A 20355-nucleotide genomic window follows, 5' to 3' on the forward strand; every position below is an offset into this window, starting at 1 on the left:
CCCGCCATTTAACAGCGTCTTTCAGCATAATGCGGGGCAGCTTTTTTAAAATAAAAAAGGGCATTTTGCAATGCCCTTTGATTTCGGGTTTAATTCAATAAACCAATCAATTCATCTTTTACAAAATCAGCACACAACTGAAACGTTTTTTGTGCCCTCAACTGTGCAGTTCCGCTATACAATAAGGATTTCATTTTCGCTTCATCGTCTTTGTAATTGCGGACGTTCTGAAAATAGCCAGTGATCGCATTGTATGCACCAAACACAGTACCTTTTGAAGTATCGAGTTGTTGCGACGGGCTGCACATATTGTATTGGTAAACATCATCACAGATATTTTTAAAACTTGTGCTTAATTCATCGGGTTCGCCCTTCTGAATATTCTGCAAGACTTCTTTGTTCGGAACCATTGCCAGTTGAATCAGGTGTTGTACTTCTTTATCGGTGATACGAACTTTTGCCCACTGATTAAATATTCCTTCCAGCTGAACAGAAAGTTGATTAGAAATACCCATTACCTTGTGTGCCTGTTCCAGTCGTTCTTTTGCATTGGCAGTATGACGGATTTTAATGGAATTACTACAGTTTCTGAGTGCTGCATTTAATGTATTGTTACAAACAATACGTATTGGTGTAAAGGCTGCCATGATACTGCCGAACCCATCATGCGAGGTGGTCAGGAATAAATATTTTTCAATCAGATCATCACTGCCTACTTTGATATAGCCGGGAAGTTTCGCAGTAATAAAAATCTTCTCCCCCTTTCCCAATGCGCCGGCTGTTTCATACTGGATACCATCACCATCGACGATTGCATCAAAAAAACGGAAAGCTTCTCTGTTCTGTACCACTTCATAATCTTTGCCCAAACGGTCACCAAGTATGGCACCTGTGTCAGGGCGATAGTTATAAAAAGATGTTTTCGAAGTCACTTCGGTACCGTCATCAAGATGATGCGTATTGGGTCGTTTATACACTTCAAAATCAAGTCCGGCGAACTGTAATGCTTCGGTACTGTTCGGGCAATCCTGTACAATCTGCCCCAGACCATGCCAGGGCTTTTCTTTTACACTGAAAAAGCTGTGTTTTCCAGTCAATTCATTCAAATTAATATTGTGTGCCATACTTGTAAAATTTAAAAATGAATCAATGACGGCATCCTCCAAAGTCAGGATGCCGTCCTGTTGTTTAAAATGGTAAATCTTCATTGGTATCTGCCACTGCAATTGTTGTAGTTGTAGTTGCAGCAGATGACATTTCTTCCGGTTTTGCTTTGCCTCCGCCATGCAGTTTTATTCTGCTGGCATTAAACGTAAGTACTGCTTTTGCTTCACCCTCCCTGGTTGTCCATGCGTTTACGCCCATGCGTCCTGCGCATTCCACCAATGTTCCTTTTGTGAGATATGAGGCAACAGCAGCATTCAGCCAGTAGGAACAGTTCACATAAGTCACCAGTTTTTGTACTTCATTACTTCCTTTTGTTTTGTAAGTGTCATTAATCGCAATAGAAAAGTTCACCACTTTTTTCCCTGCCTTTGTTTCATTGACCACCGCATCTGCGGTTGTTCTTCCGATGATTTCCATAACATGAAATTTAATTGTGAAAAAATGTTTACTGAATTCAGCTTCGCCTCATTCATATTCCCTTAGCGACCAGGCATCAGGACTGCGGAGGAGGAACAAGGTTTTTCAAAAAAATACGACCTCATTAAATGTGCACTCTCATAAAATCCGGTGGAGATTTTTTTGAAAACCGCAGGCAACTGCAAACTCATAAGAATGAAGGAAGAAGACCTTGTTCGGCACAGAGCAGGACAATAAGTTTGCGGCAGGGAAAGCTGAATGAAATAATCAAAAGCTATTGATAACAATTGTACAATTGGCTTTTAACGGATACGATTGATATTTCCTGCTCGGTATGTCACAAATACTTGAGATGTTTTTTACCCAAAATGAGAATCATGCATACAATGACAGCGAAAATGGTATTTCAAAGATGCAGGCATTGACACAAAAGAACAATGGAGCATATTTAATGAATACAGAAATCCCGAAAAAAAATGAACATTTCTTTGCTTTGATTACAGACAATCTGCATTTATTTCAGCTGCAGTAAAAGCTAAATCAACCAACTTACGAATAAACTATGGGATCATTAACAACAGCCGACCTTCTTGTTTTTTTTATCTACTTCGCATTTGTATCAACATACGGTTACTGGATTTACAATAAAAAAAGAAAAGATACAGTTGATACAAAAGACTTTTTTCTTGCGGAAGGCTCACTGACATGGTGGGCAATCGGTGCTTCACTGATTGCATCCAATATTTCAGCAGAACAATTTATCGGGATGAGTGGCGAAGGTTTTTTTGCAGGAATTGCAGTCTCAGCATACGAATGGATTGCAGCAGTTGCATTGATTATCATCGCTGTCTGGTTCATGCCGGTGTATCTGAAAAATAAGATTTTCACAATGCCTCAATTTCTCAAAACGAGGTATAATGAATCGGTGGCACTGATCATGGCCATATTCTGGTTATTTCTGTATGTCTTTGTAAATCTTACTTCCATTTTATATCTGGGTGCAGTAGCCATTGATGGGTTACTTGGTGGTGGTTATTTACATATCATCATGATTATACTGATGCTTTTTGCATTGATCATTACACTCGGAGGTATGAAAGTAATTGGTTATACAGATGTTATCCAGGTGGCAGTTTTAATCGTAGGAGGAGTGGCAACCACCTATCTGGCACTGACAATCGTCAGCGACAAATTTGGCAGCGGCGGGTCTGCCATCGCCGGTTTTAACGATCTGATAAAACAGGCACCTGATCACTTCCATATGATCATACCAAAACCCGATGTTACATCAGCAACCATTGACCAGCCTGCTAATCTTGCCATCCAGAAATACATTGTATTGCCGGGTATCGCCATGTATTTTGCCGGTCAATGGATTGTCAATCTGAACTACTGGGGTTGTAATCAATATATCACACAACGGGCATTGGGTGCAGATCTGGATACTGCAAGAAAAGGAATCCTGTTTGCAGGTCTTATTAAAATCATCATGCCATTCATTGTTATGCTTCCCGGCATCGCAGCTTATGTACTTTATAAAAACGGGCATTTACCGCAGCTGGCATCCGGCAGTAAAGACGGCGCCTATTCCGCCATACTTGGCTTTTTACCTTCCGGTCTGAAAGGCTTATCAATTGCGGCTCTTACTGCAGCAATTGTTGCATCGCTTGCAGGAAAAGCAAACAGCATTTCCACAATATTCACATTGGACATTTATAAAAAATATATGTCAAGAGATGCATCGGAAAAAAAGCTGGTATGGACAGGAAGACTGACGATTATTGCTGCCATGATCATTGCACTCATATTCACCTGGAAGGATACGCTTGGAATCGGCGGTGAAGGAGGTTTTACATTTATTCAGAAATACACGGGTTTTATCAGTCCCGGAGTATTTGCAATGTTTATCCTAGGGATGTTTTGGAAACGTACAACAGGCGCAGCTGCTTTGACAGGTGTTATACTCGGGTTTGTGTTGGCTGTATTTTTCAATAATTATGCGGTAAGTATTTTTGGCAGGGAAACGCTGCTTTACACAGCATACGAATATCAAAAAACAGAAGCAGGTGTCATCAAAACAATAACGGAGATACCGTTCCTGATCAATATGGGCTGGTCATTTTTCTTTACTGTTCTTGCAATGGTTTTGATCAGCCTGGCAGGTCCTAAAATAAATCCAAAAGCATTTGTGAGTGATCCATCCTTGTTAAAGCTAAAGCCTCAAATAATAGCGATGATCGTTGCCACATTGATGATTCTGGCAGCATTATACGTGAGGTTCTGGTAATTTTTCTCATGTTCAGCAATCGACAAACCGGCCGCTGTTTCTACAGCGGCTTCTTTTTCAATTTTGGAAGCTGACATAAAACATTATGTTACCCTGGGATTTTATGCAAACAGAACCATCGTTTACAAATCAGAAACAGAAGTTGACAACATTGTTGCACTAACAAAGACTATTGAAACACGCCACAGAAATCGAACACAAGAAGAAAATCAAATTCACAAGCTAACCTTCGGCTATGCGTAACTGTAATATTCAGGCTCATACTTTTGCGATATGAATAAAATTGAAAGATGAGCAACGAAAGGCACAAATTTAAAGCGAATGACCTCATTGAGAGCCATCGTTCATACGATAAAGTAATGTTTTATTCTCCTGATGAGAGAACGCTTATGGCCGGTGTATATCCCTTCACCCGGAACCTGTAGTTACCGGTATTCTTAGAATTAGCATCAGCACCACGTCTGGTATAAATGGCAACAGCTGCGCCATTACCTCCGGGATTTCCGATAAAGGGAGGTGGCATTATTTTTAAAAACGCAATGTCCGAAATACTGATGGAACGGACATAGTTTACTTCCAACGGAATTTCATCAAGATAAAACTGAACAACGGCGTTCCGCATGAATACATCTGCATCGCCGTTTTTGTTGTAACGGATACGCATGTTTGGAACTTTTGCCTGCAAATATTCAAAAATATCAGTGCTTCCAAGTGCGAGCGGATCATTGATCAAATCAAACATTCGGCTGTCAGCATCTTTAAATAAACCACCTACATAATTTTGCTCATACCGGTCAATAACATTTTTCTTTGTGCCATATACGACAATCTCCTGTAAATAATTTGATGACTGAAAAGGAAGTGAATCAATTGCCACAGGCAAAATGGAATCAGAAAAATCCGCAAACGCATCTCCCCCAATTTTTATGCGCCTGGTGCTAATTGCTATTGGTTGATAGGCTGAATCAAGCAGAGCTTCAATTCGAATGTCCAATTTATTTTGCTTTCCTTTTTTATCGGAGAAAATAACATTGGCAAAATGCTCAAATATATAGTTACCGAATTTAAAATTATTACTTTCATCAACTGTTATTTCTGAAAGGGTTACTTCCCCTCTATTATTTATCAGCACAGTCTTCAATGTTGATTGTTTGCCTGGGCTCAAGACTTTTCCGTTCAATTGAAAAATGCCTCCCTGTACATAAAAGTAAAAATCATAGAGCCCATGCTTTAATTTTTTATCAAGTACCAGCTGCACCACACCGGATTTGTTCAGCAGCGGCCACCTCAGTCTTTGTTCAAAACCTGCATCATTTTTAATTACACAATTAATTGTTGCTTTATTGTGAATTCTATTCGTTGAAAGCAGGTTAAATTCAATTTCAACCGTATCACCTGAATTAAAAAAGTCTTTGCTGAAACTTACAGTTAATGCTGCTTGCTGGCACTTAGATGAAACTGAATAATTAACAAACAGTAAAATACACAGCAACGATTTTAACATGTTATCGTACATTTTATTTGGCTATTGTGCATATTAGAATCCGGTAACTTTTTTCAATAAACCAAAAAATCCGTTCTTTCTGTCCGTATCAATTTTCCAGCTTGCCGGCATACTTTGATAACCGGTTTCAAAGGGCTCCTCTTTTTTTCTGAAATCAAAATATCCCCAGCTTACATAGTTCTGAAAAGATGTAAGCATGTTGTTCTGCGGTTTATCAAAATTAAAATGGTCATCTTCATTATTAACAATGGGCATTTTCTTATCACCCATTAAATTCTTAAACTCATTATAGTAAGCAACTAATGTATCCTGGTTACTGATGCCGTTACCATGTACCAATAAAAAATCTGACGCTGCAATCACTTGTGGCGTCGGCCTGTTTTTGCCTACATAACTTGTGCTTACCAGGTAACGGTGTCCATTCTCATCTTTCAGGCCCCTCACCATTTCAATTAATTGATGAACACCTTTCGGTTTCAAAATGTCGTGCTGATAACCACCAGGACTGCACTCGTTATTGATTTCAATAATTACATTTTTGTAATTTGCTCTGTGCAACCAATTAATGGTTTGCCGAACGGCCTTTTTCACTGCTTCTTGATCTTTCACACGTTCATCCTGACCAAAATAAAAGAGACCAAGGATGCAAACCATTCCCAGCTCATCAGCCTTGTTTAAAATTTTACGCAAACGCATCATGTATTCCTTACGTAATACCCCATTGCTATCAATGGCAGAATTATACCAGGGTTGTTTGTTGGAGTAACCGTAAGGACTACCACCTTGCAAATTGAGTGTAAATGCCAACAAACCATGTTTTTTCCATTCAGGCATGGCTTTTACAAACTCATTGGTATTACGTTCCGGATCCCAGACCTTTGTATCAGGATAAGCCCATAAATGTCGTGTACTGTCGTTCAGGTCATCAAAAATTCCCTGTACCATACGGCTGTTGGGCAACAATCCCTGAATTTTCATTCCGTTGTAAGTCCTCCCTTTAAATGTAGGTTCGCCATTTATATAAAACTCCTCTCCAACGATTGTTACTTCTGTTTTACCAACTCTCTTATCTTTCAGATTTTTCTGTGCCTGTACATGAACACAGTAAAAAGCAGTGATGGCGAATATGATTGTTTTCATTTTACTTTGTTTTTGATAAGCGCAACATTAAACTTGCATGCGGTGCAACCGTATACTTCATTTCTTTCTTCGTTTTCCCAATATCCGTTTTTTTCCAGGCATCACGAATCGTATAAGTTCCTTTTAAACCCAGTTCACTTAACAAAACAGTGATTGGCTTTTCCTGATCATTCAAATTGAACAATGCGATGTTGATGAATTTCCCATCGAGTGATTCGGATGCCCAACAAACCATTTCATCTTTTCTGAAAACCTGGCGGCTGTTTTTACTTCTTTGATTGATATCAATGATTTCAGTATTTGTCATCAACTCAGTTTCCAAAGCTGTGTTCTCCGGCAGGTTTCCACCCATCATCAATGGGCTGCGGAAAATGCTCCATAATGTGATATGTGTTCTTGCTTCCTCCGGCGAAAAAGCTGAGCGACGAGGTTGACCAACCGGGCCACGTTTGGCAATTGCACCAATTTGCAGCATGTCAGCATCGGGCCAGTTACCCGGACCTGTGTGTGGTGCCCATTGTGCAAGAATTGCAAATTGCTCTTTCAACTGCTTGAATTCATCCCAAAAATCATGACTCACTCTCCACAATTCACTGTTCTCTGCAGCATGTTCCCTGTTTGCATATTTCATGTTCAAACTCAGGCTGAGCGTGATTGGCTTCTGTAATGTTTGAATAGCTTTATGAAAAGCGGTAACCTCTTCTTTTCGGTAAGGATATTTTTCATTCAGATCGGTATCGTCCAGTTTAATATAATCAACTCCCCAGCTTTCGTATTGTTTTAAAATTGAATTATGCCATTCCTGTGCTCCCGGTTTGCTCATGTTTACACCCCACATATTATTTAACCAGGGACAAACAGATGTAGTATCCACAATATCTTTTGCACGGATACCACTTGTTCCCATCACCGGCGTGTTGTACCAAACAGCCTGGCGAGGAATACCACGCATTACATGAATACCAAATTTTAAACCGAGTGAATGAATATAATCAGCCAATGGTTTAAATCCTTTACCACCTGCTGATGATGGAAACCGGCGCACATCAGGATGCAAGCGCCCATACTCATCCATTTCAAAATAAGGAACCAATGAACCATCAAATTTATTGGCAAACTGCGGAGGGTTACTTTGTCCGCCACCCGGCGGATGTGGATACCACCAGCAAAAATCAATTACTACATAATCCCAGCCATACTGTTTTAAATTTTTTGCAATGTACTCTGCATTTTCTCTTACTTCTGCTTCAGTTACTGTTGCTCCATAGGCATTGTAACTGTTCCAGCCCATAGGTGGTGTGGGGGCTATCTCAGCAGATGTTTTTTGACCTATAGCCAAACCTGAAGTGAACAACATTAAACATAATAGCAAACAAATCCTGATCATAAAGTTGATTTTGAATAATTTAAAAATATACCAGAACGCTTTTTTATGTTAAGCTGTTTATTCATAAATTTTGCTGTATTGTTTCATTATTCCTTTTTATTACTCAAAAGCCATGCTTTACCGCCGTTGCAAACCACTAAGAGCTGCTTTTCATTGCCTATCTTAATGGGAATGGTTTTTCTGATTTCTGCGCCCGATGGCAACTGGATTATACCTTCGGTTGTTGTTAAACTGTTTGTTTGAAACAATACGGGCAGCAGCCCATCCATACTGCCATTATAATTATTGACACGGGTTCGGTTCCCACCTGCAAAAAAACAATTCGTTTTAAATGGCACTTCAGAAAAAGCCATTATTACCCCTCTCTGTAACTCATCCGGCAAAAAATCGATAGAAAATTTGTTATCCCCGTCATTTCGAATCATTAGCGAATGCATGGTTTCTGCCTCATAAATCAACGACTTTTGAATTAATGGAGGCGTAAGAATATCTTCCACTGTTTTACCAGCGAAAACCTCATAGTTAATATACCTTTTATTAATAAAGCCCGCCATTTGCTGTGCCAATTCATCTTTAGAAGCAGCCGGGTACCATTTTCCTGATCTGTTATATGCCAGCACTTGCTCTATTCTACCGTTTTTATCAAAATCTCCCGCATACATTCGTAATCCCTCAGAATTGCCATGCCGGTATTTATTGTTTAACCCTATGTTGCCGGCTAAAATATCCACATCGCCATCTTTGTCTGCATCTGTTAAAGTAAGCGTTTGCCACAAACCTTTACTTCCGTTTATTTGAATCAATGAGGCTGATTGTAACTTTCCTTTTTGGTTGATATAAATTGCTATGGGCATCCATTCACCTGCAATTATCAAATCAGGAAAACCATCATTATTCATATCTCTCCATTCGGCATCTCTTAGCATTCCGGGATATTGCATCCCGGCATCCGAAACATCTGTAAACTTTCCTTTCCCATTGTTTTGCAACAAGTAAGAACGGGGCACTGTACCATAACTGTTTGTTACACTTCTGCCCCCAACAAATAAATCTAAATCACCATCTTTATCATAATCTGCAGCAGCAACGCAGCTTTTATTAAAAAGCATGTCCGGTAAGGCGCCCCTTGCTTTTGTAAAATTTCCTTTACCATCATTAAGCAATAACCGGTCGTTTAAAAAAGAAGAACCTGCTGCAAATTCATTTCCTCCGCTTACAATGTACAGGTCTGCATCTTTATCATTGTCTGCATCAAAAAATAAGGCATCAGTACTCTCATAAAGTGAGTCAGCTAAAAAATCTCCTGTTATAAATGGTTTAAAGCTGTTCGCAACTGATTGAAGGTACAATTGACAGGGCCTGCCTTTAGCAACACCAAAAAAAACATCTTCCAATCCATCGTTATTTACATCTGCCACTGCACAAGCCGGACCTTCGTTTGAAAGCATATAAGGTAATAATGGCTGACCCAAAAAATCATTGAATTCATTTTCATGATGTGTAAATGGAAATTCTGCAACTGTTATCCCTGTTTGTTTGTTTTGCGCTGATGGTGCATTTCTAAAAACAGTAACAGCATTCTTCTGTTCAAAAGAAAGCACGGTATTGTGAGCAATATTTTTTTTCATTTCCCAACTTCCGCCGGGCCATTGTACCAATACTGAATCAACCAACTTCCCCGCTCTTACACCGAATAACAACTCTGGTGGTACAGAAGACTGAAAACCTCGTACAGGAATATTTTGCTGCAATTGCATATTTCCATTTTGCCAAAGCCAGATTTTAGCACCTACTCCGAATTTATTTTTTTGAAACCCGTTAAATCTTACTTTGATATACGCAATGCTGTCTTTTTGCTGTTGCATAGTCATGTTTTCATAAACAGCAGCCTCATCATTTACATTATTCGTTATTATATCCGGGTCTCCGTCATTATCAAGATCTGCATAAACAGCACCATTACTTATATCGTTGCGGGTAAAGCCCCACGAGCTGCTCTTATCTTCAAATTGCAGGTTTTTATTTCCTTTGTAGATGTAATTATGCCAGGCTCCGTCACGCATTTTTTCAAAAGAAGTGCGGTAGTAATCTATTTCATCTTTTACAAGTGATTTGTTTTGCTGCAAAGTTGCATAGAAGCTGATATAGTTAAGGTCATTGGGGCGGTTCATAACCCCGTTGGTAATAAATAAATCTTTGTATCCATCCATATCAAAATCAGCAAAAAGGGGGCTCCAGCTCCAGTCAGTTGCATGCACGCCGCTGTAAAAGGCAATATCAGAAAAATGTTTACCACCGTTATTGAGATGAAGTGCATTTTTGGAAAACTGCGGATGGTAACCGTAATTGAGCTTATACTGAAACATGGTATAAACATCATCGCCCAATGTTGTTTTTTCAATTACTTCATCATCCGGAACCATGTCTAATGTGTACACATCCTGCCATCCGTCGTTATTAATATCAGCCACATCGCACCCCATACTGAAACGGCTGTAATGAGGAAAAAACTGCCTGCCGCTTTCTTTAAATGTTCCGTTGCCCATGTTCAGGTAATAATAATCGTCTTCATAAAAATCATTGGTTATATAAATATCATCCCATCCATCGTTATTAATATCGGCCACAGATACACCTAATCCAAAGCCATTAGGCCCCTGATGTATCCCGGCAGTTTTACTCACATCTGTAAACTTGCCATTATCATTACGCATGAGTCTGTCGCCTGCATACTCACTTATCATTTCTCTTGCTGATACATGTTGATACCTGTCTGCATTGGCAATGGCCTGTGTAAGAACAAAACAGTCAAGATCACCATCATGATCATAATCAAAAAAAGAAGTTTGAGAAACATAGCCGGCTATATCAAGTCCAAAATCCATACTCATTTCTGCAAATCCGTTTTTACCGGTATTCATATAAAGCCGGTTAGAGCCGGAGAGTTGCAGATGACCTGATACGGCTGATATGTAAATGTCTAACCAACCATCGCCATTAATATCCGCCATTGTAACACCGGTAGCATAGAGGTCGTTAAATGTTATTCCTGCAGCAACGGTAATATCTTCAAAAGTAAGATTTCCTTTGTTGAGATAAAGTTTGCTTTCACCTTGGTTGGCTGTAAAGAAAACATCAATCAGTCCATCATTATTAATATCACCTGCTGCCACTCCTCCTCCATTATAGAAATAAGGATAGGTAATGAAGTTGAGATCAGGTGCATCTGCTTTATTATTTCTGAAATCAATACCTGTTTGCGTATATTTTTTTTTAATAAACAATGGGTGCTCCTTTTGTTGTGTGCACCCGTAACCTAAAAAAGAAATCACTACTAAAAATACCATCGTACGCATGGGCAATGCAATTGTGCTGTTACATTTAAAAAAGATTTACTTATAAAATAACCCACTTCAATGATTCTATTGAGTGGGTTATTTACAATAATTAATAAAGACTTAGTTATATCCCGGGTTCTGTTTCAGATTGGGGTTGCCACTAATAAAGAATTGAGGAATTGGATAGATGCGGCGGGTAATGGTATTATCAGTTTTCAAACCAAATGCACTCTCCCATTTCCCAAAACGAATCATATCATTTCTTCGCCATCCTTCGTATGCAAACTCACGGCCACGTTCATCGAGCATTATATCCCATGTTAAAGCAGGTAATGCAGCCGCATTGCTTCTTGCACGAACCTGATTAAATGCAGCAAGTGCAAGATTTGGGTTATCTGCTTTTCTCGCTTCAGCCTCTGCTTTCATCATTAATACATCGGCATAACGAAACAATACAAAATCATTACTTAAGCCGGAAGAAGTTGAAGTGGGATCAAAACTATACTTCATATTTTTTGCACCCATCCAGTTACAGGTATCGCAAGCACCAACATTAAACGGATTGGCCGGATCTACAACACCCCATTTTAATTCTTTTTGAATTTGCACCTGCTTTGTTCCTTCCATTACCGGAGCTCCATTGGAAAAAGCCTGCAACCCTATTCTCCATTGTTTATTACGCTGATCGTTAGGATCATTGAATTTGTCATAAAATTCAGACAACGTGCTGTAACCTGCCCATGTACCGGCTTTATAATCTACACTGTTACTAAAGCCGCCCGGTAAAAAGCGTTGCGGAAAAGTAAGTTGAGTAGCTTTTTGAGGTTCATCATTTACTATGGAAAAAATAATCTCTTTTATCTGAGGGCCGTTATTGTAAGCAAAAATAGAAAGGAAATTAGAGGTTAAATCATATTTACCTGAGCTAATCACCTCTGTGCATTTACTAATGCAATCATCCCACTTGGGTGTGCCGGTATATGCCAATGCATTAACGTATAATTTTGCTAATAACGTTTTAGCCATCCACTTTGTAATTTGACCGTAAGTAGATGCATCCACTTTCTCAGTTAAATCCACCTCTGCTTCTTTGAGTTCTTTTTCAATAAAATTAAATACTTCTGTTCTTGTTTTAGTGCCTGGTAACCCCTCAGATAAATCAGCCTTTGTTACAATTGGCACATTGCCCCACAAATCCATCATTAAAAAATGATAATAAGCACGTACCGTTCTTACTTGTGCTATATATTCCTTTTTTGCCGGGCCATCATCCGCTTTTTCAAGAACCAATAATGCAGTGTTACAACGGCTGATACCAGTTTGAATAGTTGACCATGAATCTTTTAATACTGGATTGTCAGATTTATACGTATGGAAATGCATATCTCTCCATTTACCATTATCAAACCAACCACCACCACGGATGGGTACTACGCATTCATCTGTAGAAGTTTCATGCAACTCCCAGGTTTGCTGATTCGCCAGCAAGTTGCGCAAATGGGCAATTGGTGCTGCAGCAAATAATTGAAAAGAAACGGGATTGGAGTTTGTGGGGAAATTAGATTCGGTAAAACTGGAAGGATCATTTTCATCCAGTTTGGTGCATGAAACTAAAATTATACATGCAGCCGTATAAATTGAAAGTTTTTTTATGAGTAGCATAACCATCATTTTTTTGAATTAAAAATTAAAGTTTACACCTATTGTAAATGAGCGTATCTGGAAATAAACGGGCCTAACTGAACTAAACCCTCCCAAACCTACAAGGCCGGGTTCCTGGCCATCCAGCTTTACTTCCGGATCCACGCCTGTAAACTTTGTAATAGTAAACAGGTTATTGGCGGTTATATACACCTGGGCATTTTTATACACTTTTGAATCAGGCAGTTTGTAATATAATGTAGCATTATCTAAACGCACATAATCTCCGCTTTCAAGATAGAGTGTGCTGTAGGTGATGGCATCCCGATTGCCGTTTTTAATAGCTGATGATGATGGGTTGTAAACAGTAGCTTCCACTGCCCTGTCCCGATCCATTTCCATTCCATTATAGATTTTATTACCAAAGGAACCTCTCAGTAAAAAGTTAAGACTAAATTGTTTGTAGCTTACTGTATTTATCCATCCAAGCGTAAACTTGGGTAAGGCGGTTGCATTATTAATGATTGCCTGATCCTGCGGCTTTAAAGCACTTTGCCTTACTGTATTTTTCCCCGAAGAATCATAGTAGAGATAATTGCCCTGCGCATCCTGTCCCGCATAGCGGAACAGATAAAATGTACCTAAGCTGTAGCCTGGAACCTGGCGTTGTGCAAAAAAGCCGGTTAAGCCTCTTCCGCCTAATGAACCTACATCACGATAAAGTAATGGCAATGCCTGTAAGTTTTTATTGGAAGATTGCAGTGTAAGAATTTCATTTTTATTGGCAGCAAAGTTTAAACCTGTATTCCAGCTTACATTGTTTTTGTCTATCACCTGATAATTTACCAGTACTTCAACTCCCTTGTTTTGCATTTTTCCACCATTACCTGATACATTTCCTACAGGAAAAGGTGGGGAAGGCAGGAGGTAATTAAAAATCATGTCTGTAGTTGTTTTGATATAGTATTCTACAGTACCGGTAATTTTGTTATCTATCAATCCAAAATCCAACCCAATATTTGAAGTGGCTGTTTTCTCCCATTTTAAATCAGGGTTTTCAATTTGTGCCAGCCCGTAAGCACTTTGCCATATACCATTTACATAAGCAATTAAATTTGTATTGTAACGAACAAACGACTGATACGGATTTACATTGGCATTACCTGATACACCATAACCTGCACGCAACTTCAAATCACTTATAAACGATACCTTTTTCATAAACTCCTCGCCGCTAATGCGCCATGCGGCTGAAACAGCAGGGAACATAGCCCATTTTTCATTAGCTCCAAAACGTGAAGACCCATCACGACGCAGTATTGCCTGTAAAATATATTTACTGTTAAATGTATAATTCACCCTGCCGTAAAATGAAATAAGGTTAGACTCAGAAAGACGTGGAAAACCGTTTGCGAAATAAGAGAAACCTGTTTGAAGAGGGTTAGAATTAGCAATGCCATAATAACCCTGATCATCTGTGAGGAAACCGGTTGTTTGTATGCTGATACCATCATTAAATCTATCTCCCTGCCATGAATAACCAGCTAATAATTTCAAACTGTGTTTATCAAAATTTTTTTCATAGTTGAGATAAGTTTCCAGGATTTTGGAGCTACCTTCTGTGCTTGAGCGGCGGGCATATCCGCTACTTCCCCTGTTATCATACGACAGGCGATCAGAGTAATTATAATCACTGAAAAACCTCTTTTCATAAGTGCCACTTGCAGTAAATGTTAATCCTTTAAAAATATCCCATGATATAACGCCATTGTTAGTAAGTGCTGTGTATTTGTTTTCGAAATCATTTTGCTCAATTAAAGCAAGTGGATTTTTATAACCCTGGCGGCTGTAGTTTTCTTTAAAAGTACCATCAGTGTTATAAACTTTAGCAGTAGGCAAATATTGGGTAGCCTGTTGTAATGCATCATAATTAATGGTACTGGATTTACGGAAAGAGGCTGCAAGGTTTCCGGAAAAACGAAGCTTATTATTAAACATGGAATGATCAAGTGTAAGCCTGCCGGTATAACGGGTAGCCCCGGATTTTTTGATGACACCTTTTTGATCGAGCAACCCCATAGAAAACAGAAAGCGTGATTGCTGATTACCTCCGCCAAAACTAAGACTGTGGTTTTGGCTTACACCATTTCTGGAGATAACATCCTGCCAATCGGTACTGACATTATCCTCATCAGAAGCAGCCAAATTGAGATTTCTTGTTTTAAGATAAGCTCTTAATTCATCGGCTGTGGCAACCGGAATTTTTTTAATGATGTTGTCTGTACTTACAAAAGCACTATAACTCAAAATTTGCTGTCCTGATTTTGCTCTCCTGGTAGTTACCATTATTACACCGTTAGCTGCACGTGTACCATATATAGCAGTTGATGTAGCATCTTTCATAACATCAATAGACATAATATCCTCGGGGTTTACTGTTGATATATCAGCCCCGGGCACACCGTCAATAACATAAAAGGGAGCTGTTGAACCGGTAAGTGTTGAAGGGCCACGTAACAACACTGAAGCAGCAGCGTTTGGATCGCCACCTTGTCTCGATACAACTAACCCCGGTACTTTCCCTTGAATAAGGCTGGTTACACCTGTTACCACCCCTTTGTTAAATTCAGATTTGCCAATTGTTGTAATAGAACCTGTAATATCTTTTCTTTTTTGAGTACCATAACCAATAACTACTACTTCATTTAAGTTTTTTGAAGCTTCGGAAAGAGTTACCGTTATTGTAGTAAGACCGGCAATATCAATTTCCTGGTCTGCAAAACCAATTGCACTTACAAGCAGTGATTTTGCGGTGGCCGATAGCGAAATGCTGAAATTTCCTGATGCATCTGAAACAGTACCCAATGATGTTCCTTTCACGGTTACAGATGCTCCATTAACAGGCTTTCCATTACCTGTAATAATTTTTCCTGATAAAGTTTTTTGCTGGCTGAAAGCCGTTAAAAAGAAAAGCAAAGAGATAAGCAGGCAGCTACCCTTTCGGACGTAAACCGGCAATGCAATCATAATATTAAGTTTTGGTTGTTAAGGAATAAAAACAAGTAAATTTCTGCTGCAATACAGCATAGAAGTATTCTCAGCTTCCTGAAAATTGGCGATTTATTCCATTAATTACCCGGAAAGTGGGAAATCAGAACAAAAAAGGTTTAAACTATTATGAAGAGTGCTTGCTGAAATCTTTTACATATTGAGTAGGCGTTTTTCCAAACTCCTTTTTAAATGCTTTTGTAAAGTGGGAAGCGCTTTGAAACCCGGTTTCAAATAACACTTCTGATACTGTGCGATGTTGGGCTACCAATAATTGTGCAGCATACTTCAGCTTTATTTTCCGCACAAAATCGCCAATTGTGTGCCCGGTTACCTGGTGCATTTTAATATAGAGTTTACTTTTACTGATAGCCATACCCCGGCAAATAGTTTCTACGTCCAGCTCAGGTTTATCCATTTGCTCATGAATAAAACTCACAAGTGTATCCAAAAATTCTTTGTCTTTGGCATTGCCGGCTAATTCTCTTGCTTCAGACAAACCATTATGAAGGTATAGTTCCTTTAGTTTTTTTCTTGAAGCAAGAAGGTTGTGCAGATTGGTCTTTAACAAGCGTAAACTAAAAGGTTTGCTCATATAAAGCTCGGCACCCGACTCTGCCCCGCTCACACGGCTATCTACTGAATTTTTGGCTGTGAGTAAAACTACCGGAATATGTGATATTTCAATTGTTGATTTTATTTTCCGGCAAAACTCTATGCCATCCATGCCCGGCATCATTACATCACTTACTATAATATCAGGCAATTCTTTCAAAGCAATATCAAAACCTGTTTGTGCATTAGATGCTGTAAACACTTTATAAATTTGAGATAAGTGTTCAAACAAAAAATTTCTGAGATCAGCATTATCTTCTACTACCAAAAGCTTAGGTAACAAAGGCTGCTTTCCATCTATTTCCTGATTGTGAACAAATGAGTGGCCCGGCTTATACTTTTTCTCCAAACCTGTAATTGACTGATCGCTTAACTCATAATCACTAACAAGTGATATTTCGTCGGGGTGCAGATAATGATACCCTTTTGGCAACCCAATAAAAAATTCACTTCCCATTAAGCGTTGACTGCATACATATACTGAACCTCTGTGAGCAAGGGTTAAACTCTTTACCAACGCAAGCCCTATACCTGTACTTACTACCTGGTGGTTATGTTCATACTCTTCTCCCTGGAAATAACGTTCAAAAATTCTGTTGAGTGAATGGGCATCTATTCCGGAGCCGGTATCAGTAACTTTGATCCAGTATAAATCTTTTTCAGCTACTGAACCACTCACCTTAAAGCTGTTGCTAAAAGAAGAAGAAGGCAGTTCATCTGTTAACAGCTTTATATAAATGTTACCATGTGCAGGTGTGTACTTAATTGCATTTGCAAGGATGTTTACAATAATTTTTTCAAGAATTACAGGGTCTGTCCAGGCATGAAAGCTGGCAGGGCTTTCTGTAAAATGGAGCTTAATATCTTTTTGTGCAGCTACTTCTCTAAAGTCATTTGTTAAACTGGAAATAAAGGATATGATTTCTGTTTCTGATGCTTTTAATTTTACTGACCCTTCTTCTGCTTTTCTGAAGTCCATCAGTTCATTTACCAATCTTAATAAACGCTGTGCATTTTTTTGTATTAATAAATAAAGCCCTTTTTGTTTGTCAGCTTCATTGGCATCTTCAATCAATTTTTCAGCAGGGGCAAGTATTAATCCAAGGGGCGTACGTAACTCATGCGAAATATTGGTAAAAAAATCAAGTCTCATGCGATGATGTTCTTCATGCTGCTTTTCTTCCAGTTCTTTTATATGCAATGCCCGTTTAAGGCGTATCATGCGGGATGTATATTTCCATACAATGTATGCCAGTGATAATGCAATTAACGTATAAAGTAATTTTGCCGATGTTGTTTTCCACCAGGGTGGCGCTATAGTTACGGGCAACATGCTGCTGCTAATGTTCCATGTTTTTTTGTCAACTGAAGCCTGTACTGAAAAATGATAATGACCAGGCGAAAGATGTGAATACGATGCAAATGCGTGTGATGCATCAGCCTCTACCCAGTCAGGATCAAACCCACTTAGTTTATAGCGGTAATACCATTTGCCTGATGTTGCAAAATCAAGCGCAGCAAACCTTATAGAAAAATAGTTTTGCCTGTGGTTGAGATGTATCCGGGGCATTGTATTAAGATCTTCCTGCATTACACTTTCTTTACCCGGCTGCACTGCCTTATCATTAAGCAACAGATCAGTAAATACGAGAGGATAGTACCGGTTGCTCTTATTAATTTCCTGCGGATAAAAATAATTTACACCATGAATACCTCCAAAGTAAAGACGTCCGTCTTTTCCTTTACAGGCAGCTCCAATTTTAAAACTGTTGCTCTGCAATCCATCATATACATCGTACTGTGTAAACACTTCTGTTTTGGTGTTGAACATTACAAGACCGTTGCCGCCACCCATCCATAAATTACCATCGTTATCTTCCAGCAAGGTTTCTACATCAACAAAAGGCAAACCATTTGATAGGCCATAGGCCTTTGCATGATATGCAGTTCCTTCAAGTGTAATTTTATTGAGCCCGCCACCGAGTGTTCCTACCCAAAGCGTATTGGCATTGGTACGTACCACAGGCCATATAAAATTTGAACTAAGCGTAGTTGGATCGGATTCTTTACCCCGGTAATGTAAAATTTCAGAAATACTGCCATCCGCTTTTAACAGTATACGGTCGAGCCCGCCTGAAGTACCAACAAAAATTTCCGGCCTTTCCTGATCAGCATAAACAAATGACACCTGTTTGCCGCTTATACCCTCCTGGCCGTGAAAAAGCTTTTGAATAGAAAATTGTCCTTCATTATTCTCCGTTATTTTATTAAGGCCACTATGCCAGGAGCCTGCCCATAACTGGCCAAATACATCTACTGCAATTGAATAAATAGCATTACCTGTAAGTTGCTGTTCATAAATATGTCTGAATTGTTTACCGTCATATATATCAATACCAAAATCATTTCCTATCCAAATACGGCCTTTCTTATCTTTTGCAAGCGCTCTTACATTATCACTCATGAGGCTGTTTGAATTTTCCTGCTGGTGCCGAAAGATCGTATTGGAGCCGTTAATAAAATCATACCTGTTTAATCCCTGGAAACGGGTACCTACCCATAATCCGTCATTTTCATCTTCCAGCAAGGCACGTATATGATTACCACTTAAAGCAGCAGTAAGATTTGAAGCTTCATCAGACAGTAGGTAGAATTTTTTCTGATAAAGATTTATGAGGTTTACCCCGCCACCATAAGTTAATACCCAAAGACAACCAGACCTGTCTATAAAAAGAGTATTTAAAAAATCGGAGGATAAATTGTAATGAATATCCTTGCCTTGTTTAATAAATTGTACTGTTTTTTTCCCACCCGGTGTGCTTTTTGAATATTGATATTTCAAAACACCATCAGGTGTGGCCATCCAATATGAACCAGGCACAACATCGGGTGCTATAAACAAAATATCCAGGTTTTTACGTCCATTGTATTTAGCCGCCGGCAATGCAGTGCTTATATTAGTAAAATAACTGTTTATTATTGAACCTGTTTTTCCTGCAGTTGATAAATTAAAGGAACAAAAACCATTATTAACTGCTGCAATGAATTTCCTGCCGGCTTCCTGAAATATCCCTGATACGTTCTGGTGCAGTTGGCCGTGCTGATCCTGCAAATAGTATTTCTTAACACTTACAGGGCGGTCTTTCTTTTCATCATAAGAAACAGCAAACACGCCATTATTACTGCTGATGAGCAATTGATTAATACCGGATGGTGTAATTGAAAAATAAGTACAGGAAGGAAAATAATCAGCAAAAGGAATTTCCTGCAATTGTGTTTTGCTTATTCGTTTAAATGCAGTCACCCGTTGTAAATTATTACTCAACGCAACAATTAAACTATCTGACACCCATGTAAGGCGAACAAAAATTTTATTGACATTCGATTCCGGAAGTAATTTCATTTCCATTTCAGTAAACACTTCTTTGGCCACATCAAATAAAACAATGCCATCATCGGTACCCAGCCAAAGCTGATTACTGCTATCTATAGCAATACTGTTAATACGGTTGTGATATACGCTTTGGAGTTTTGTATTTTGGTTGCGATATTGTTTAATGTGTTGGCCATCATAGCGGTTCAAACCCGAAAAAGTTCCAATCCAGATAAATCCTGTTTTATCCTGCACGATAGAAGTTGCATCTGAATGACTTAAACCCTCTGTTACAGAAATATGCTTTACACGGTATTTAATATCCTGTGCAACTGAAGATACGGTATGGCAAACCAAAAGTGCAAACAGAAGTTTTATTTGCAAGCTGTAACTCATAATCATAAAAAATAACAATTCAATTTATAAATGTTGCTGTTA

11 protein-coding genes are annotated in these 20355 nt (G+C 38.9%); 2 read left to right on the plus strand and 9 right to left on the minus strand.

Annotated features, from left to right (window positions below; genetic code table 11):
• Positions 1-89: 89 nt before the first annotated feature.
• Positions 90-1124, minus strand: coding sequence for a DUF932 domain-containing protein (locus VK159_RS12230; protein WP_324230424.1), 1035 nt, complete (start codon positions 1122-1124; stop codon positions 90-92).
• Positions 1125-1188: 64 nt separating this feature from the next.
• Complete coding sequence (locus VK159_RS12235; RefSeq protein WP_324230425.1) at positions 1189-1584, minus strand: single-stranded DNA-binding protein; 396 nt, start codon at positions 1582-1584, stop codon at positions 1189-1191.
• Positions 1585-1936: 352 nt separating this feature from the next.
• On the opposite strand from VK159_RS12235, the gene VK159_RS12240 reads away from it, so the two are divergent.
• Positions 1937-2116: a hypothetical protein gene (locus VK159_RS12240; protein WP_324230426.1), complete on the plus strand. Its 180-nt coding sequence runs from the start codon at positions 1937-1939 to the stop codon at positions 2114-2116.
• A gap of 30 nt (positions 2117-2146) precedes the next feature.
• On the plus strand, positions 2147-3871 hold the full coding sequence (locus tag VK159_RS12245) for a sodium:solute symporter family transporter (RefSeq protein WP_324230427.1): 1725 nt from the start codon (positions 2147-2149) through the stop codon (positions 3869-3871).
• Positions 3872-4235: 364 nt separating this feature from the next.
• On the opposite strand, the gene VK159_RS12250 is transcribed toward VK159_RS12245, so the two are convergent.
• From VK159_RS12250 to VK159_RS12280, 7 genes are all read right to left on the minus strand, one after another.
• On the minus strand, positions 4236-5375 hold the full coding sequence (locus VK159_RS12250) for a hypothetical protein (RefSeq protein ID WP_324230428.1): 1140 nt from the start codon (positions 5373-5375) through the stop codon (positions 4236-4238).
• A gap of 33 nt (positions 5376-5408) precedes the next feature.
• On the minus strand, positions 5409-6515 hold the full coding sequence (locus tag VK159_RS12255; protein WP_324230429.1) for a hypothetical protein: 1107 nt from the start codon (positions 6513-6515) through the stop codon (positions 5409-5411).
• Between the two features lies 1 nt (position 6516).
• A complete protein-coding gene (locus tag VK159_RS12260; RefSeq protein WP_324230430.1) occupies positions 6517-7902 on the minus strand; it encodes a glycoside hydrolase family 27 protein in 1386 nt (461 codons plus the stop codon).
• Positions 7903-7988: 86 nt separating this feature from the next.
• Entirely contained in the window at positions 7989-11258 is a 3270-nt protein-coding gene (locus tag VK159_RS12265) for a VCBS repeat-containing protein (protein WP_324230431.1), read from the minus strand.
• A gap of 102 nt (positions 11259-11360) precedes the next feature.
• Positions 11361-12902 carry a RagB/SusD family nutrient uptake outer membrane protein gene (locus VK159_RS12270; protein WP_324230432.1) on the minus strand — a complete coding sequence of 514 codons (1542 nt, stop codon included), beginning with the start codon at positions 12900-12902 and terminating at the stop codon, positions 11361-11363.
• A gap of 18 nt (positions 12903-12920) precedes the next feature.
• The gene (locus tag VK159_RS12275; RefSeq protein ID WP_324230433.1) at positions 12921-15908 is read right to left on the minus strand and encodes a SusC/RagA family TonB-linked outer membrane protein; all 2988 of its coding nucleotides are present in this window, start codon (positions 15906-15908) and stop codon (positions 12921-12923) included.
• Positions 15909-16056: 148 nt separating this feature from the next.
• The gene (locus VK159_RS12280) at positions 16057-20313 is read right to left on the minus strand and encodes a hybrid sensor histidine kinase/response regulator transcription factor (RefSeq protein ID WP_324230434.1); all 4257 of its coding nucleotides are present in this window, start codon (positions 20311-20313) and stop codon (positions 16057-16059) included.
• Between the last annotated feature and the right edge of the window lie 42 nt (positions 20314-20355).

The organism is Lacibacter sp. (assembly GCF_035299325.1).
Taxonomy (GTDB): domain Bacteria; phylum Bacteroidota; class Bacteroidia; order Chitinophagales; family Chitinophagaceae; genus Lacibacter.

Bases quoted from the DNA above. Each gene is read 5' to 3' on its own strand.
- VK159_RS12230 (WP_324230424.1), bottom strand. From the start codon at position 1,124: ATGGCACACAATATTAATTTGAATGAATTGACTGGAAAACACAGCTTT.
- VK159_RS12235 (WP_324230425.1), bottom strand. From the start codon at position 1,584: ATGGAAATCATCGGAAGAACAACCGCAGATGCGGTGGTCAATGAAACA.
- VK159_RS12240 (WP_324230426.1), top strand. From the start codon at position 1,937: ATGTTTTTTACCCAAAATGAGAATCATGCATACAATGACAGCGAAAAT.
- VK159_RS12245 (WP_324230427.1), top strand. From the start codon at position 2,147: ATGGGATCATTAACAACAGCCGACCTTCTTGTTTTTTTTATCTACTTC.
- VK159_RS12250 (WP_324230428.1), bottom strand. From the start codon at position 5,375: ATGTTAAAATCGTTGCTGTGTATTTTACTGTTTGTTAATTATTCAGTT.
- VK159_RS12255 (WP_324230429.1), bottom strand. From the start codon at position 6,515: ATGAAAACAATCATATTCGCCATCACTGCTTTTTACTGTGTTCATGTA.
- VK159_RS12260 (WP_324230430.1), bottom strand. From the start codon at position 7,902: ATGATCAGGATTTGTTTGCTATTATGTTTAATGTTGTTCACTTCAGGT.
- VK159_RS12265 (WP_324230431.1), bottom strand. From the start codon at position 11,258: ATGCGTACGATGGTATTTTTAGTAGTGATTTCTTTTTTAGGTTACGGG.
- VK159_RS12270 (WP_324230432.1), bottom strand. From the start codon at position 12,902: ATGCTACTCATAAAAAAACTTTCAATTTATACGGCTGCATGTATAATT.
- VK159_RS12275 (WP_324230433.1), bottom strand. From the start codon at position 15,908: ATGATTGCATTGCCGGTTTACGTCCGAAAGGGTAGCTGCCTGCTTATC.
- VK159_RS12280 (WP_324230434.1), bottom strand. From the start codon at position 20,313: ATGAGTTACAGCTTGCAAATAAAACTTCTGTTTGCACTTTTGGTTTGC.